Source organism: Mesorhizobium sp. M1A.F.Ca.ET.072.01.1.1 (assembly GCF_004023325.1).
Lineage (GTDB): Bacteria > Pseudomonadota > Alphaproteobacteria > Rhizobiales > Rhizobiaceae > Mesorhizobium.
The window spans coordinates 1-16,022 of record NZ_RZSF01000145.1; the positions used below are offsets into that span (position 1 = coordinate 1).

The window sequence follows — 16,022 nt, forward strand, 5'->3', positions numbered from 1 at the left end:
CCTCGCCTGAGGCCAAATCTGCGTCGGCGGCCTCCTGACATCCGCTCCCGCCACCAATTTCCCAAGCGCAATCAATCTGCAAAACAAAACCCCGCCGAAAATCGACGGGGTTCGTCAGCAGTCTGAACCCCGGCATTTCGCCGGGGCTTTTTTAATGTTCGCTGGCCTGGCGCGGACTGCCGCCCACGCCGTAGAAGCATCACGCCGCAGCCGAGACCTTCGCGTCGGTCGCGACCTCCGAGATCGTCTTCAGGACCTGCGAGGCGATCTGGTAGGGGTCGCCCTGGGAGTTCGGGCGGCGGTCTTCCAGATAGCCCTTGTAGTCGTTCTTGATGAAGGAGTGCGGCACGCGGATCGAGGCGCCGCGGTCGGCAACGCCATAGGAGAACTTGTTCCACGGCGCAGTCTCATGCTTGCCAGTCAGGCGCTTGTCGTTGTCCGGACCATAGACGGCGATGTGATCCATCAGGTTCTTTTCGAACTGGGCCATCAGCGCCTCGAAATAGGCCTTGCCGCCGACTTCGCGCATGTACTTGGTCGAGAAGTTGCAGTGCATGCCCGAGCCGTTCCAGTCGGTATCGCCAAGCGGCTTGCAGTGGAACTCGATGTCGATGCCGTACTTTTCGGTAAGGCGCAGCAGCAGGTAGCGCGCCATCCAGATCTGGTCGGCGGCTTTCTTGGAACCCTTGCCGAAGATCTGGAACTCCCACTGGCCCTTGGCCACTTCGGCGTTGATGCCTTCATGATTGATGCCGGCGGCGAGACAGAGGTCGAGATGCTCCTCGACGATCTGGCGCGCGACATCGCCGACATTCTTGTAGCCGACGCCGGTGTAATAAGGTCCCTGCGGCGCCGGATAGCCGCTCTCGGGGAAGCCGAGCGGGCGGCCATCCTTGTAGAAGAAATATTCCTGCTCGAAGCCGAACCAGGCGTCCTCGTCGTCGAGGATGGTCGCGCGGCTGTTCGATGCATGCGGGGTGACGCCATCGGGCATCATGACTTCGCACATGACGAGAACGCCGTTGGTGCGCGCCGGATCCGGATAGAGCGCGACCGGCTTCAGCACGCAGTCGGAGCTGCGGCCTTCGGCCTGGTTCGTGGAAGAGCCGTCGAAGCCCCACAGTGGCAGCTGCTCAAGCGTCGGGAACTCGGCAAACTCCTTGATCTGGGTCTTGCCGCGCAGATTGGGGGTCGGGGTGTAGCCGTCGAGCCAAATATACTCGAGTTTGTATTTGGTCATTCCAGTGCCTCTCGTTGCTTGGACGCCGGGGCGGCATCAACGCATGGCCGGACCGAGCCGGCCTGCCGTGCGCTAAAATGCAATTCATATGCCACTCTCCTCGTCCAGGGTGCGGCAAAATGGTCATCGCAAAGCGTTGATTTTACTGAGCCTGCGCAGCAATGCGCGGCGATCGTTCAGGCGCGCTTTCTGCATAAATGTTGTGCAACGACTGATCTTTTTGTGAGCATATTGCCTAAATGAATCGCAGAACCTATCTTGGGAACAGATTTGAATCGACTTGCTCCTGAAGAGGTAGGAGGCCGCCAATGGAAGTCACCACGTCCCGTCCGTCGGCAAGGATCCTGATGTTCCCGCTTGCAGGCCGGGCGTCTGCCTCAAATTTAGGCGCGAAGGCGAAATTCGCGGCAGAGCTTGCCTCGTTGCGCAATACGCACGCAGATTTCGACGGCTGGTACCATCAGGCGGCAATCGAGGAAGAACACAAGCAGCGCAAGAGCTGACCAATTCTTTCCAGCTCGAGACGAGAAAGAGCCCGGCGCGATCGCTCGCGCCGGGCTCTTCATTTGCCGAGGATCGGCTACTGCTTGGCGTCCAGATCGGTGCCCAGCGTATCCCTGACGAAGATCATGCCGATGATCAGCGACATCGCGGCGATCACCACTGGGTACCAGAGGCCGTAATAGATGTCGCCCTTGTAGGCGCTGAGCGCGAACACCGTTGCCGGCAGCAGGCCGCCGAACCAGCCATTGCCGATATGGTAAGGCAGCGACATGCCGGTATAGCGGATGCGGGTCGGGAACATCTCGACCAGGATCGCGGCGATCGGCCCGTAGACCATGGTCACGAACACGACCAAGATGAACAGGATGCCGATCGTCACCGGCCAATTCACCGCCTCCGGATCGGCGACCATGGCAAAGGCACCACCGCCCGGGATGTTGTAGACAGTGACCTCGGGGGCGCCGGCCGCTTCCTCCTTGGTCAGCAGCTTGTCGGCGACCGCCTTGTCGGTCGGAACGGTCGTCTTCTCGCCGCCGCGGATCGCCGCCGCATCGAGCTTCAATTCCGGATTGGCTGCGACGAAGGCGTCGAGCTTCTGGTCCGGCACCTTGGCCGCGGCCCGCTTCAGCGGATAACCGCCATCCTGCAGAGACATGTTGACTGCCTTTTGGAAGGCGGCCTCCGTGGCCTTGGCCTGATCGCCGGCGGCGACGGCGTCATAGGACTGCACCGTCTCGTTGCCGATCTTGACCGTGGCGGCGGTGCCGGGTGCCGCCGTCGAAACGACGTCGTAAGGCACCGAGTTCTTGGTCAGGAACGAGGTCGCGATATCGCAGGATGTCGTGAACTTCGCCGTGCCGACCGGATTGAACTGGAACCTGCAGTCGCCGGGGGCCGCGGTCACCGTTGCGCGCGTGTTTTGCTGTGCGGTGGCCAGCGCCGGATTGGCGGCCCAGGTCAGCGCCTTGAACAGCGGGAAGGTGCAGACGATTCCCAAAGCAAGGCCGGCCATGATGATCGGCTTGCGGCCGATCTTGTCGGACAGCCAGCCGAACACGACGAAGAAGATCGAGCCGACGGCAAGCGCGATCGCGATCATGACGTTGACCGACCACGCGTCGACCTTCAGCACGTTCTGCAGGAAGAACAGCGCGTAGAACTGGCCGTTGTACCAGATCACGGCCTGGCCTGCGGTGAGGCCGAGCAGCGCCAAAAGCGCGATCTTGGCATTCTTCCACTGGCCGAAGGCTTCTGACAGCGGCGCCTTGGAGCCCTTGCCCTCCTCCTTCATGCGCTGGAAAGTCGGCGACTCCGAAAGCGACAGCCGGATCCAGATCGAAATGGCAAGCAGCAGGAAGGAGACGATGAAGGGAATGCGCCAGCCCCAGGCAGCGTAGGTTTCCTTGCTGAGCGAACCCTGGACGATGAGGATGACGATCAGCGACAGGAATAGGCCGAGCGTTGCCGTCGTCTGGATCCAGGAGGTGTAGAAGCCGCGGCGATCGTCCGGCGCGTGCTCTGCGACATAGGTTGCGGCACCGCCATATTCGCCGCCAAGCGCCAGCCCCTGCAGCATGCGCAGCCCGATCAGTATCACCGGCGCCGCGATGCCCCAGCTGGCATAGCCGGGCAGCAGGCCGACCAGGAAGGTCGACAGGCCCATGATCGTCATGGTGACGAGGAAGGTGTATTTGCGGCCGACGAGGTCGCCGATGCGGCCGAACACAAGCGCGCCGAAGGGACGGACGAGGAAGCCGGCGGCGAAAGCCAGCAGCGCGAAGATGTTGCGCGTCGCCTCGGGGATGGTCGGGCTGAAGAAGGTCGCGCCGATGAAGGCGGCCAGCGAACCGTAAAGATAGAAATCGTACCATTCAAAAACGGTGCCGAGCGAGGAGGCGAAGATGACCTTCTTTTCCTCCCGCGTCATGCCGCGGCTTTTTCCGCCGGCGGTCGATGCCATTGCCATTGATATATCCTCCCGTGGATCCCGTCTGTCCTCGATGGCTGCGCGCCACCGTCCGCAATTCCTCCGAACGCGGACTCAAAAAACGCGGCCAACGAGGGAAAAAATGGCAGAAAGCGCCCCGGAAAGGCACCGCGACGATGGGATTATGACTTTGGTATTAGATGCAATGCGAAGCGGAGCTCAGGCTTTAAGCGCCTCAAGCAGGCTGACTGCCGCCATCATGTCGCGCTTGCGGGCGGAGCGGCGCGCGACGGCTTCGGCATCCTGGCCCCAGTGCTCGATCTGCCAGTCTTCGTCGACATGGCCGGCGGCCCAGGCCTCCTCGCCGTCGAGCTCGCCGAAGTCGACGGCAAGCGCCAGCAGCGCTGAGCCGGTCAGCGAGGTCATGACGTGGATCGCGGCCAGACGCAGCGGCTCGGCGCGCTGGGCAAGATGAGCGCCAAGGACGGCGATCGTCTCGCGCGGCTGCTCGACATGGATGACACCTTCGGCGAGGTTGAAGCGCACGCCGAGGTTGCTTCTTGCCCAATCGAGAACCGGATCCCAGAGCCTGTTCTGACGGTCTACCAGCCCCTGCGGGCCATCGGCTCGGTAGCAAAGCAGGTCCGACGAAGCGAAGCGCAGGACATCCTCCAGCACCGCTTGCGGGTCGCTGGCCACACCGTCGAGTGCCGTGTTGGCAAGGCGCATCACCGGCATGGTCACAGGGTCGATGATCTCGCGCTGGGCGGAAAATTCGTCAGCAACCAGCGTCGCGGCTCCTTCAGTCGGCAACACCAGCAGCGCCTTTCCCGGCGTGCGGACCGGCCTGCCGTCCAGATGGACGGCAAAACCGCCTTCGACCGGCACTACTGAAACCGCCTTGTAGAAGCGCTTCGGCAGCGGCGTCTTCATCTGGATCTGGGCGCGGCGCACCGGATCGGGATCTGAAAGCTGCTTTCCCGCTTCGAGGTCGTTGAGGATGTCGCGCATCTCGAACTCCTTACGCTGGGACCTGCTTGCGCGACGGCCGATTGACGATGATCAGCCCGGCCGCGATCAGGCCGAGCGCCAGGAAGATCCTGATCGTCAGCGGCTCGCCCAAAAGCACGGCGCCGCACAGAACACCGAACACCGGCGACAGGAAGGCGAAGCTGGACAGGCCTGCCGCCGGATAGCGCGTGAGCAGCCAGAACCACAAAACATAGGTGAAAGCGACGATATAGAAAGACTGGAACATCAATGCCAGTGTCGGCAATGCAGCGATTTCGCGGATCGGCGGGCCGGCGAACGGCATCACAAGGGCACCGACGACGGCGGCGCCCGCGAGTTGATAGAGCAGAAGCTTCTCGGCGCTGGTTTCGACCAGCTTCGATCGCTTGATGATGATGCTGGTCAACGCCCACAGGATGCCCGAGCCAAGACTGAGCAGATCGCCCGTCAGCGTCGCGTCATTACCGGCGAAGATGCCGTCTGAGAACACGGCCAGAAGCCCGCAGAAAGCAAGCACGAGGCCCCCAAGCTTGCGCGCGTTGATGCGCTCGCCTAGCAAAAAATGGCCGCCGATCAGGACCCAGAACGGCATGGTGTTGACCAACAGCGTGTTGCGAGCGACGGTCGTGTATTCCAGCCCGATATAGAGAAACAGGAACTCGACGCCGAAGAGCACGCCGACGACAATACCGGCGCTGAGCGTCCCATCCGCTTCAAACAGCTTGATGCCGCGCAACCGGCACCAGCCGAGAACGCACAGCCCGCCGATGATCGAGCGCGCGATCGATACGAAGACCGGATCGTAGCCGGCATAGGAGACCTTGGCGGCGACGTAGTTCAGGCCCCAGGACAATGTCAGCCCGACCATCATGGCGGCCGCGGTCATGTCGACCGCGTCGCGTCGGCCGAATGTATCGGCAGCACCGCTCAATTGTCGTCCTCCGCGCTCTGCTCATCGAAGCCGAGCAAGTTCCAGCTTTGGCGCATATGCGGCGGCATCGGCGCGGTAACATCGATGACCCCCTGGTCTGGATGCGGGATAACGATGCGGCGCGCGTGAAGATGAAGGCGGTTCTGGATGCCGCCGGGAAACTCCCAATTGGTGTCGGCCTCGAAATATTTGGGATCGCCGATGATCGGGCAGCCGATATGGGCGGCATGGACGCGAAGCTGGTGGGTGCGGCCGGTATAGGGTTCCATTTCCAGCCAGGACAGCGACTGCGCCGCCTGCTCGACGACGCGGTAATAGGAAACGGCATGGTCGGCGCCCTTCTCGCCATGCTTGGCGATGCGCACGCGGTCGCCGTCCGGCGTCGCCTCCTTGACCAGCCAGGTCGAGATCTTGTCCTCGCGCTTCGGCGGCACGCCCTTGACCAAGGCCCAATAGGTTTTCTTCGTCTCGCGCGCCCGGAACGCTTCCGACAGCTTCATCGCGGCAAGGCGGGTGCGGGCAACGACCAGCACACCGGAAGTGTCACGGTCGAGGCGATGGACGAGGCGCGGCTTCTCGCCCTTCTGGTTGCGCCAGGCCTCCAGCATGTCGTCGACATTGCGCGTGACGCCGGAGCCGCCTTGCACGGCAAGCCCGGCAGGCTTGTTGAAGACGAAGACTTTCGGGTCCTCGTGCAGCAGCATCTTGGCCAGCACATCGGCATCGCCCTGGTTGCGGATCGAATGGCCGGTGAGCGCGGCGTCGCCCTTCTTGTCGACTTCGAGCGGCGGAATGCGCACGGTCTGCCCGGGCTCGACGCGCGTGTCGGCCTTCACGCGGCCGCCATCAACGCGGACCTGGCCCGAGCGCAAGAGCTTTTGCAGGTGACCGAAGCCGAGGCCCGGATAATGGACCTTGAACCAGCGGTCGAGCCGCATGCCCGCTTCGCCGGCCTCCACCGTGATTTGTTCGACACCTGCCATGGTTACGCTTTTCCGGTTGAAAGCGGCGCCATAGCACTAAGGCAGAGAGGTTGCGAGCCAAAGACCCAACAACGGACAAAGATCGCGCCAAAGACCGTTGCGCAGCCGCGGGCGCGGACGCCTCAGTTTGCGGCCGCCTTCTTGGCCTTGGACGAGCCGATCATCTTCCAGTTCTTGTAGAACATGGAATTGACGCGCTCGACGCTGACCGAGACGATGGCGAGAAGGTTGGCAATCAGGCCGGGGAATGGCGATGGACGGATGATATCCATGAACACGCAGTAGCGGCGTCCGTCATATTCGTTCACCGAACGGTGCAGCAGCGTGTCGTCGAAAATGTAAAGCGGGTTGTCGTGCCAGTAGTTCCTGGCGCCGTTGCACTCGACGAAAATCTCAGCCTTGACCGGCAACAGATTGTAGAGGATGCGCAGGCTGAGCCGCAGCGGCCCGAAATGCCAGGAAGTCGATTCCTTGCCTCTGAAGACTGAGACCGCGATGGTCTTGATGTATTTGAAATCCTTGTTGAATTCCGCGACGTTGTCGATCTTGTGCTTGCCATACCACTGATAGACATACATGCCGCGCCGACCGGTGCCGAAATTGGCGTCGATATCGGCGATGATCTCGTCCTTGCGAGCCTTGAAGACGTCGAGAACCTCGTTGACCTCGCGCTGATAGTCTGCGGGGAACTGCTCCAGCTTCCATACGCCCGGGTTCCGATAGCAAAGCAGGTCGACCAAAAGGTTGAATGGCGACAGCAGCCAGGTGAAGATGCCGTTGCCGAGGAAATAGCCGCGGAACAACGACAGATCCTTGTTTGCATTGCGCATCACGTCGATCAGACCGCAGACGATCCAGATCGTGGTCAGGATCGGGATAAAATAAAAGGCAAGCGCGAGAAGCGGGACTGCGATAGCAGCCTGACGAAGAGTCTTACGGGTTTGCTTTGTCATTGTCTTTCGCTTGGGAGCGCGATCCTGTTCGCATGAGCCAAATCACGGCGACCCCCGCCAGCCGTGCGCCTTCATAGGATTTTTCATGACGCGGCACAATCTGGAACAGGTTTGCCCGCTCACGATCGCGCCAGCATCTCGACTTTGCTGTCATGCCGACGAAACTTCGCCGCGAAGCACCCGGGCTCGCCGAGCCGCGGAAGCGGCTATTCCCGCTCTTTGCGCAGCTTTGCCCAGTATTCCAACCGCTTCTTGACCTCGCGCTCGAAGCCGCGCTCGGGCGGATCGTAGAAAGTGCGGCGGCCCATCTTTTCCGGGAAATAGTCCTGGCCGGAAAAGGCATCCGGCTCGTCGTGGTCGTAGCGGTAGCCGGCGCCGTAATCCTCTTCCTTCATCAGCTTGGTTGGCGCGTTGAGGATGTGCTTGGGCGGCAGCAGCGAGCCGAATTCCTTGGCCGCTTGTGTCGCCGCCTTGAAGGCGGTGTAGACGGCGTTCGACTTGGGCGCGGTGGCGAGATAGACGGTGGCCTCGGCGAAGGCGAGTTCGCCCTCGGGCGAGCCGAGATAATCGTAGGCGTCCTTTGCGGCATTGGCGACGACCAGGGCCTGCGGATCGGCAAGCCCGATATCTTCCACCGCCATGCGCACCAGCCGGCGGCCGAGATAGAGCGGATCCTCACCGGCATCGAACATGCGGGCGAGGTAATACAGCGCGGCGTCCGGATCCGAGCCGCGTACCGATTTATGCAGCGCCGAGATCAGGTTGTAGTGGCCGTCCTGGCCCTTGTCGTAGATCGGCGCGCGACGCTGGATGACGCGCTGCAGGCCTTCGGGCCCAAACACCTCGCCCGGCTTGGCGGCGCGCCAGACCTCCTCGGCGAGCGTCAGCGAGGCACGACCGTCGCCATCGCTCATGCGGATCAGCATGGCCCGCGCCTCGTCGTCGAGCGGCAGCGCCCTGCCCTCGGTCGCCTCGGCCCGCTCCAGCAGCTTGGCGATGCTCTCCTCGTCCAGCGAGCGGAAGACGAGCACCCGCGCGCGGGACAGAAGCGCCGCGTTCAGCTCGAAGGATGGGTTCTCCGTCGTGGCGCCGACCAGCACCACCGTGCCGTCTTCCATGACCGGCAAAAAACCGTCCTGCTGGGCGCGGTTGAAGCGATGGATCTCGTCGACGAAGAGCAGCGTCTGGCGGCCATTGGTCCGGCGCAATTTTGCTGCCTCGAACACTTTCTTCAGGTCGGCGACGCCGGAAAACACCGCCGATATCTGCTCGAAGGCGAGGTGGGTTTCGCCGGCGAGCAACCGCGCCACAGTCGTCTTGCCGGTGCCGGGCGGGCCCCAGAAAATCATCGAGCCGAGCGTGCCGGAATTGATCAGCCGCGTCAGCGCGCCATCCGGGCCGGTCAAGTGCTCCTGGCCAACGACCTCGCCAAGGGTCTTCGGGCGCAACCGGTCAGCCAGCGGCCGGCCAGGCGGCGCCTTCTCCGGTTCATCGACGCTGAACAGATCGGCCATGCACTTTTATTTGGTTGGAACGCGGCCCCTTTTCCAGAGCCTGCTCAGTAACGCAACACTTGGCGCAGTATCTGCCCACCGCGCTCGACGGTAAACCGCCACCACCGCGTGTCCTGCTGCGCAATCTGTGCCAGCGTCGCCGCCTTATCGATGCTGGTGCCGTTCACTTCGCGCACGATATCGCCCGGTTGGAAGCCGAAATCGGCGGCCGGTGAATCGCGGTTGATGTCGACCACGGTGACCCCCTTCATGTCGGTGCGCAGCCCGAGACGCTGGGCAAGGCGCGGCGAAAGCTCTGCCACCTTGGCGCCGGCGAAGGGGCTGCGGCCATGCAGCGTGACCTCGCTCGCCTTCGCGCCTTCGGGGGCGCGCTCCAGCGCAATCTCGAGCGTTGCCTGCTGGCCCTTGCTCAGTACGGCGAAGGTCGCCTTCGTACCGATCGACAGCGTCGCCATGCGGTAGTCCAGCGCCTCGATGCTTTCGACCGGCGTGTTGTTGAGCGACAGCACGACGTCGCCCGGCTTGAGCCCCGCCTTGCCGGCCGGTCCGGCCGCATCGACCGACGAGACCAACGCGCCGGTCGGCTTTTCCATGCCGAGCGATTCCGCGATCTGCGGTGTCACGGCTTCAAACTCGGCGCCGATATAGGGCCGCTCGAAGAAATCCAGGCCGGCCTTGGCGGCGTCGGCGAAAGCCCTGACCATGTTCGACGGAATGGCGAAACCGATACCGATCGAGCCGCCGCTGCGGCTATAGATAGCCGTGTTGATGCCGACCAGTTGGCCGCCCATGTTGATCAGCGCGCCGCCGGAATTGCCGGGATTGATGGCGGCATCGGTCTGGATGAAATAGCCGGAGTCGGAAACGCCGATATGGCTGCGGGCAAGCGCCGAAACGATGCCGCTGGTGGTCGTCTGGCCGACGCCGAAGGGATTGCCGATGGCGAGCACCAGGTCGCCGACCTCAAGCGCGTCGGAATCGCCGATGGCGATCACCGGGAACGGCTTGTCGGCGGAAATCTTGAGCACGGCAAGATCCAGTGTCTCGTCCTTCAGCATCACCTTGGATGTGAACTCGCGCCCGTCGGCCGTCGCGACCTTCACCTCGTCGGCATCCTTGATGACATGGTAGTTGGTGACGATGACGCCGCTTGGATCGACCAGCACGCCGGAACCGAGCGAGGACTGCGCGCGCGGCTGCGCGCGGCCGAAGAACTCCTCGAAGAAGGGATCGCCCTCGAACGGCGAGGTCACCTTTGCGGTCTGCGAGGCGTAGACGTTGACCACGGCCGGCGCCGTCTGCTTGACCAGCGGCGCAAACGAAAGCTGCACCTCCTCGCGACCGAACGGCACGCGCTTGTCGGGCCCGGAAGTGGAGTTCTCGCCCTCGACGCCATGCAAGAGATCGGTCAGCACGTCGGAAAGGCCAGGGTCGGCCGGCTTGGCGGCATCTTCTGCGAATGCCTGTCTGACGCCAGGAGCCGCGGCGAAAGCGGCAAGCGTGCAAACCGCAATAAGAAACAGCCGTTTGAGGTGCATTCCGAATCCTCCAGATCAGGCGCCATTGTCCCGACGATTGTGCAGAATGAAAGGCTAATGCACGGAAATACGATGCTTGTCGCGCAAAAGCGTGAGAACGAGAACGAAAATCCGCTCGCCCTGCTCGCTGGTTTCAGAACGAAAAAGGGGCCCCGAAGGCCCCTTGAATTCATTCGCTGAAAACCTGGCCTTATGCGGCCGCGGCTTCCTCTTCGCCGCCTTCGGCCTCGAGACGCGCGCGGTCGGCGGCGCCCTTGGCCGAGGTGTCGCGGTCGACGAACTCGATGACCGCCATGGCGGCATTGTCGCCGTGGCGGAAGCCCGCCTTCATGATGCGCAGGTAGCCGCCGTTGCGGCTGGCGTAGCGCGGTGCGATGGTTTCGAACAGGCGCTTGACGACGCCTTCATTGCCGATCTGCGCGATCACCTGGCGGCGGGCGTGCAGGTCGCCGCGCTTGCCGAGCGTCACCAGCTTCTCGACGATCGGACGCAGGTCCTTCGCCTTCGGCAGGGTGGTGACGATCTGCTCGTGCTCGATCAGAGACACGGCGAGGTTGGCGAACATCGACTTGCGGTGGCTTACGCTGCGGGCGAAGCGACGGCCTTTGAAACCGTGGCGCATGGCTCTTTTCCTTCTTTAGTTGTTCAAGAGGCCACGGCCTCTGATGGTTTTCCGCATGACCGTCGGATCGAGCGGCTCGCGCCGCCGATCCTTGGAATTCATGCTCAATATTGATCTTCGTAACGCTTGGCGAGGTCTTCGATGTTTTCCGGGGGCCAGTCCGGCACTTCCATGCCGAGGTGCAGACCCATCGCCGCCAGCACTTCCTTGATCTCGTTCAGCGACTTGCGGCCGAAATTCGGAGTGCGCAGCATCTCGGCTTCGGTCTTCTGGATCAGGTCGCCGATATAGACGATGTTGTCGTTCTTCAGGCAGTTGGCCGAACGCACCGAAAGCTCGAGCTCGTCGACCTTCTTGAGCAGCGCCGGGTTGAAGGCGAGCTCGGTGACGGCCTCGGTGGCGACTTCCTTCTGCGGCTCGTCGAAGTTGACGAACAGGCTGAGCTGGTCCTGCAGGATGCGGGCCGCGAAAGCCACGGCGTCCTCGCCCGAGATCGAACCGTCGGTCTCGATGGTCATGGTCAGCTTGTCATAGTCGAGAACCTGGCCCTCGCGGGTGTTCTCGACCTTGTAGGAGACCTTCTTGACCGGCGAGTAGAGGCTGTCGACCGGGATTAAACCGATCGGCGCGTCCTCGGCGCGGTTGCGCTCAGCCGGCACATAGCCCTTGCCGGTGTCGACGGTGAATTCCATGCGGATCTCCGCGCCCTCGTCCAGCGTGCAGATCACGTGGTCGGGGTTGAGGATCTCGACGTCGCCGACGGTCTGGATGTCACCGGCAAGCACGGCGCCCGGGCCCTGCTTGCGCACGACCATGCGCTTGGGACCATCGCCTTCCATGCGGATGGCGATTTCTTTGATGTTGAGCACGATGTCGGTCACGTCCTCGCGCACGCCGGCGATGGACGAGAACTCATGCAGCACGCCGTCGATCTGCACGGCGGTGACGGCCGCACCGCGCAGCGAAGACAGAAGCACGCGCCGCAGCGCGTTGCCGAGCGTGAGGCCGAAGCCACGCTCGAGCGGCTCGGCCACAAGCGTGGTCAGCGTCTTCTTCTTCGACGAGAACTCGATCTTGTTCGGCTTGATCAGTTCCTGCCAGTTTTTCTGGATCATGGTGTCTTCCTTCCTTTGACCCGCCACCATCCAATCGTGGCGGGCAGCCTGGAATTGCCGCGGAGGAGCGCCTTGGCGCTCACGCGGCGTTCAAAATATTAGACGCGGCGCTTCTTGCGCGGGCGGCAGCCATTGTGCGGGATCGGCGTCACATCGCGAATCGAGGTGATGGTGAAGCCGGCCGCCTGCAGGGCGCGCAGCGCCGATTCACGGCCGGAGCCGGGTCCGCAGACCTCGACCTCGAGCATGCGCATGCCGTGTTCCTGGGCCTTCTTGGCGACGTCCTCGGCGGCCATCTGGGCGGCGAACGGGGTCGACTTGCGCGAACCCTTGAAGCCCTGGGCGCCGGCGGACGACCAGGCGATCGAATTGCCCTGCGCGTCGGTGATGGTGATCATCGTGTTGTTGAAGGTCGAATTGACGTGGGCAACGCCCGACGAGATGTTCTTGCGTTCGCGACGGCGAACACGAGCGGCTTCCTTGGCCATGGTAGTCCTTTCAGTTGATCTCTACACCGCCGTAACGCCAGCGGCTCCACCTTTGCAGTGAATGGTGAATAGTGAAATGGTGAATGGTCAAAGCGCCATTCACCATTCACCACCAACCATTCACCAATTACTTCTTCTTGCCGGCGATCGCCTTGGCCGGGCCCTTGCGGGTGCGCGCATTGGTATGCGTGCGCTGGCCGCGGACCGGCAGCGAGCGGCGGTGACGCAGGCCGCGGTAGCAGCCGAGGTCCATCAGCCGCTTGATGTTCATCGAGACCTCGCGGCGCAGGTCGCCTTCGACCTGGTAGTCGCGGTCGATCGTCTCGCGGATCTGCAGCACTTCCGCGTCGGTCAGCTGGTTGACGCGGCGGTCTGCCGGGATGCCGACCTTGTCGACGATCTCCTGGGCAAACTTCTTGCCGATGCCGTGAATGTACTGAAGCGCAATGACGACGCGCTTGTTGGTCGGAATGTTGACGCCGGCTATACGAGCCATGTTCTTTCATCTCCATTTGGGCCGGCCATCCTTCAAAAAGGCAGGCTCGGCGCTATCTAAGTTGCCCCGCGTCCGGTGGAGGCCGGCCCTTGCGGGAGTTTCCTGGTTCAAAACGGATGCCCTGCCCTTGCGGGCAAGCAAAGTCCATGCCTGATAGGAAGACGGGCCGCCATACCCCAATGGCTTCTTCCAGTCAAGCGCAATCTTTGCTTGTCGGAGCGGCCTAGCTCACCGCCGCCGTGAGCACCTTCTCAATCTCCGCGGTCACCGCGTCGATGCTGGCCATGCCGTCAACGCTCTTCAGCCTGCCTTTGGCATAGTAGTAGCCGGTCAGCGGCGCCGTCTTCTTGTAATATTCTCGCAGGCGCTCCTCGAACACCGCCGGGTTGTCGTCCTTGCGCACCGGCTGCCCGGCCGCCTTGGCATCCTCGGCCCGCTTGACGATGCGCCCGACCAGCGCCTTGTCGTCGACGACGAGCTCGATGACGCTGTCGAGCGCGATGTTGCGCTCGGCGAGCATGGCTTCGACGGCATCGGCCTGCACCAGCGTGCGCGGATAACCGTCGAGGATGAAGCCCCTGGCGCAGTCGGGCTGGTCGATCCGCTCGGCAACGATCGCATTGACGATCGCGTCCGATACCAGCTCGCCGGCATCCATCACCGCCTTGGCCCGCTTGCCGACTTCGGTTCCGGCCTGGACGGCGGCACGCAGCATGTCTCCCGTCGAAAGCTGGGGTATGCCGTGTTTTTCTACCAGTCTCTGTGCTTGCGTCCCCTTGCCCGCTCCTGGCGGCCCAAGCAATATCAGCCTCATCTGCTCCTCTTACCCCCGCGCAACTTCGACTTCTTGATCAGGCCCTCATACTGGTGCGCGATCAGGTGACCCTGAATCTGCGCCACCGTGTCGAGCGTGACACTGACCACGATCAGAAGCGATGTGCCACCGAGATAGAAAGGTACGCCAGTCGCTGAAATCAGGAACTCAGGCAGCAGACACACCAGCACCAGGTAGATGGCGCCGATGACGGTGATACGCGTCAGAACATAGTCGATATATTCGGCGGTGCGCTCGCCCGGACGATAGCCCGGGATGAAGCCGGAATGCTTCTTGAGCTGGTCGGCCGTGTCCTTCGGGTTGAAGACGATCGCCGTGTAGAAGAAGGCGAAGAAAATGATCATCGCCGCATAGAACGCCATATAGAGCGGCTGGCCGTGGCCCAGCGCCGCAAGAACCGTGCTCGCCCAGGCAGGCAGGTTGGTGGTCTGCGAGAAGCCGGCAACCGTTGCCGGGAGAAGCAGCAGCGAGGAGGCGAAGATCGGCGGGATGACGCCCGAGGTGTTGAGCTTCAGCGGCAAATGCGAGGTGTCGCCTTGGAACATGCGGTTGCCGACCTGCCGCTTCGGATACTGGATGAGCAGGCGGCGCTGGGCGCGCTCGAAGAAGACGATGACGCCGATGACGACGACGGCGAGCACGATGATCGCGAGAATCAGGCTCGTGGACAGCGCACCGGTGCGGCCGAGTTCCAGCGTGCCTGAAATGGCGTGCGGCAGACCGGCGACGATGCCCGAGAAGATGATCAGCGAAATGCCGTTGCCGATGCCGCGCGCGGTGATCTGCTCGCCGAGCCACATCAGGAACATGGTCCCGCCGACAAGCGTGACGACGGTCGAGATGCGGAAGAACATGCCGGGATCGGTGACGATACCGTTGCCGCCCTCCAGCCCGACCGAAATGCCGTAGGCCTGCACCAAGGCCAGCAGCACGGTGCCGTAGCGCGTGTACTGGTTGATGATCTTGCGGCCCTGCTCGCCTTCCTTCTTGAGCGCTTCCAGCGACGGGATGACCGAGGTCATCAGCTGCATGATGATGGAGGCGGAGATGTAGGGCATGATGCCGAGCGCGAAGATCGCCATGCGCTGCACGGCGCCGCCGGCAAACATGTTGAACATGCCGAGCACGCCCTTGCTCTGCGAGGAGAAGGCCTGCGCGAAAGCGTCGGGATTGATCCCGGGAAGCGGGATGTAGGTGCCGAGGCGGTAGACGAGCAGCGCGCCGACGGTGAACCAGATGCGCTTCTTCAGATCCTCGGCCTTGGCGAAGGCCGCAAAATTCAGATTGGAGGCTAGTTGTTCAGCAGCCGAAGCCATGCCTGATTTTCTCCGCTAGAGCATGATGCCGAAAAGTGTGAAGCGGTTTTCGGAAGACATCATGCTCTACTTCATTGATTATGCTCTACTTCATTGATTTCTATGTCGCGCTCGATGCCCGCAGCTCAGGCGGCGCGTGTCACCGAAGCTCACGAGATAAGCTCCGGACCGTCAACATGCAAGCGGCCGCGTTGACGCGGCCGCCTAATTGATCAGATCAAAGCGCGGACGGGCGGCAAAAATGAAACCATACCCGCCGGCCGCGCTTCAAATCGCCGTTACTCGGCGGCGGCCGCTTCCGGCAGCTTCACCGAACCGCCGGCCTTCTCGATCTTCTCGATCGCAGCCTTGGAGGCGCCGGCGACGTCGAAGCTGAGCTTGGCCTTGAGCTCGCCGTCGGAGAGCACGCGCACGCCGTCCTTGGCAACCAGCGGATGGCGCACGACATCACCCTCGTTGAAGCGGACGGTGACGATGCCCGGCACGCCGTCGAGGATGCGCAGCGCCTCGACCAGGCCCGACTTGGTGTTGGGCGGCAGGTCGATCTGG

16 protein-coding genes are annotated in these 16,022 nt (G+C 62.6%); 1 reads left to right on the top strand and 15 read right to left on the bottom strand.

What is annotated here, in order from left to right; all coding sequences use genetic code 11:
• Positions 1-199: 199 nt before the first annotated feature.
• Positions 200-1,240 (bottom strand): glutamine synthetase beta-grasp domain-containing protein, encoded by a 1,041-nt coding sequence (locus EOA32_RS19865; RefSeq protein ID WP_066989630.1) that lies wholly within the window; start codon positions 1,238-1,240, stop codon positions 200-202.
• A 308-nt stretch (positions 1,241-1,548) separates the two neighbouring features.
• Here EOA32_RS19865 and EOA32_RS19870 point away from each other — a divergent pair, with 308 nt between their 5' ends.
• Positions 1,549-1,743: a DUF2735 domain-containing protein gene (locus tag EOA32_RS19870; protein ID WP_095777631.1), complete on the top strand. Its 195-nt coding sequence runs from the start codon at positions 1,549-1,551 to the stop codon at positions 1,741-1,743.
• 77 nt (positions 1,744-1,820) lie between these two features.
• Here EOA32_RS19870 and EOA32_RS19875 read toward each other — a convergent pair whose 3' ends face one another.
• The 14 genes from EOA32_RS19875 to EOA32_RS39940 form a co-directional block, all read right to left on the bottom strand.
• A complete protein-coding gene (locus EOA32_RS19875) occupies positions 1,821-3,710 on the bottom strand; it encodes an MFS transporter (RefSeq protein WP_095777630.1) in 1,890 nt (629 codons plus the stop codon).
• Positions 3,711-3,890: 180 nt separating this feature from the next.
• Positions 3,891-4,682 (bottom strand): ATP12 family chaperone protein, encoded by a 792-nt coding sequence (locus EOA32_RS19880; protein WP_095780451.1) that lies wholly within the window; start codon positions 4,680-4,682, stop codon positions 3,891-3,893.
• 10 nt (positions 4,683-4,692) lie between these two features.
• A complete protein-coding gene (locus tag EOA32_RS19885; RefSeq protein WP_170950219.1) occupies positions 4,693-5,568 on the bottom strand; it encodes a DMT family transporter in 876 nt (291 codons plus the stop codon).
• 41 nt (positions 5,569-5,609) lie between these two features.
• Positions 5,610-6,596 carry an RluA family pseudouridine synthase gene (locus tag EOA32_RS19890; protein ID WP_095830132.1) on the bottom strand — a complete coding sequence of 329 codons (987 nt, stop codon included), beginning with the start codon at positions 6,594-6,596 and terminating at the stop codon, positions 5,610-5,612.
• 122 nt (positions 6,597-6,718) lie between these two features.
• Positions 6,719-7,549, bottom strand: coding sequence for an aspartyl/asparaginyl beta-hydroxylase domain-containing protein (locus tag EOA32_RS19895; RefSeq protein WP_066989619.1), 831 nt, complete (start codon positions 7,547-7,549; stop codon positions 6,719-6,721).
• 206 nt (positions 7,550-7,755) lie between these two features.
• Positions 7,756-9,063 (bottom strand): replication-associated recombination protein A, encoded by a 1,308-nt coding sequence (locus EOA32_RS19900; RefSeq protein ID WP_066989617.1) that lies wholly within the window; start codon positions 9,061-9,063, stop codon positions 7,756-7,758.
• A gap of 44 nt (positions 9,064-9,107) precedes the next feature.
• Positions 9,108-10,601 (bottom strand): DegQ family serine endoprotease, encoded by a 1,494-nt coding sequence (locus EOA32_RS19905; protein WP_128372648.1) that lies wholly within the window; start codon positions 10,599-10,601, stop codon positions 9,108-9,110.
• Positions 10,602-10,791: 190 nt separating this feature from the next.
• On the bottom strand, positions 10,792-11,223 hold the full coding sequence (gene rplQ, locus EOA32_RS19910; RefSeq protein ID WP_066989613.1) for a 50S ribosomal protein L17: 432 nt from the start codon (positions 11,221-11,223) through the stop codon (positions 10,792-10,794).
• 104 nt (positions 11,224-11,327) lie between these two features.
• Positions 11,328-12,338 carry a DNA-directed RNA polymerase subunit alpha gene (locus EOA32_RS19915; protein WP_059188661.1) on the bottom strand — a complete coding sequence of 337 codons (1,011 nt, stop codon included), beginning with the start codon at positions 12,336-12,338 and terminating at the stop codon, positions 11,328-11,330.
• A 98-nt stretch (positions 12,339-12,436) separates the two neighbouring features.
• Entirely contained in the window at positions 12,437-12,826 is a 390-nt protein-coding gene (rpsK, locus tag EOA32_RS19920; RefSeq protein WP_006205444.1) for a 30S ribosomal protein S11, read from the bottom strand.
• A 127-nt stretch (positions 12,827-12,953) separates the two neighbouring features.
• Complete coding sequence (rpsM, locus tag EOA32_RS19925) at positions 12,954-13,322, bottom strand: 30S ribosomal protein S13 (protein ID WP_027170351.1); 369 nt, start codon at positions 13,320-13,322, stop codon at positions 12,954-12,956.
• A gap of 223 nt (positions 13,323-13,545) precedes the next feature.
• Entirely contained in the window at positions 13,546-14,136 is a 591-nt protein-coding gene (locus EOA32_RS19930; protein ID WP_095780445.1) for an adenylate kinase, read from the bottom strand.
• Complete coding sequence (secY, locus tag EOA32_RS19935) at positions 14,133-15,473, bottom strand: preprotein translocase subunit SecY (RefSeq protein ID WP_066989608.1); 1,341 nt, start codon at positions 15,471-15,473, stop codon at positions 14,133-14,135. The genes EOA32_RS19930 and secY overlap by 4 nt, the downstream gene beginning before the upstream one ends.
• Before the next feature lie 278 nt (positions 15,474-15,751).
• A partial coding sequence (locus tag EOA32_RS39940; RefSeq protein WP_245499332.1) for an uL15m family ribosomal protein occupies positions 15,752-16,022 on the bottom strand: 271 nt, incomplete at its 5' end.